At 72.6% G+C, this 603-nt stretch carries 2 pseudogenes; both read left to right on the top strand.

The features are described from left to right. Positions 1–322, top strand: a pseudogene (locus tag HW466_RS31070) (AmpG family muropeptide MFS transporter); the annotation flags it as partial. After that, a pseudogene (locus HW466_RS31065) lies at positions 312–603 on the top strand (M48 family peptidase); the annotation flags it as partial. The pseudogenes HW466_RS31070 and HW466_RS31065, both read left to right, overlap by 11 nt.

Below are 603 nucleotides of genomic sequence, written 5' to 3'. Positions count from 1 at the left end.
CGGCCCCGACCCGGTGCTGATGGCGGGCGTGTACGGCTTCGAGACCTTCTCCACCGGGCTCACGCTGGCGGCCTTCACGGCCTATATCGCCAGCACCACGGACCCGCGCTACACCGCCACCCAGTTCGCGCTGTTCACCAGCCTGGCCTCGGTGCCGCGCACGCTGGCCTCGGCCTCCAGCGGCTTCATCGTGGCGAGGATCGGCTGGTTCGACTACTTCCTGGTCTGCGCCGCGCTCGGCATCCCGGGCATGCTGCTGCTGTTCAAGGTCGCGCCCTGGGGCAGCGGCCGCGCGCAGGACGAGGCGGCTCGTGCCGGCTGAGTTCGCGAAAGTCCTCGGCACGGCCGCCGCCGGCTTGCTGCTGGCCTGTGCCGCGCCGGTGCTGGCGGCCAGCGAGGCGGCCGCCGCGGCACCGTCGGCAGCGCCCACCGCCGCGCCCCAGCATGCCGCCGGCTACGCGCCGGCCCAGCCCGGCGTGCAATACGGCAATGCCTTCGCGTTCCGCAACCTGATCCCCTCGCCGGTCCTGGAACAGATCACCACCGCGCAATACCGCCAGATGGTGCAGGCCGCCGCGCAATCGCACACACTGCTGCCAGCCG

The organism is Burkholderia territorii, from assembly GCF_902833055.1.
GTDB classification, from domain to species: Bacteria; Pseudomonadota; Gammaproteobacteria; order Burkholderiales; family Burkholderiaceae; genus Burkholderia; species Burkholderia territorii.
Note: the sequence above shows the minus strand (reverse complement) of the source record. Positions and strands in the feature narration are given on the sequence as shown.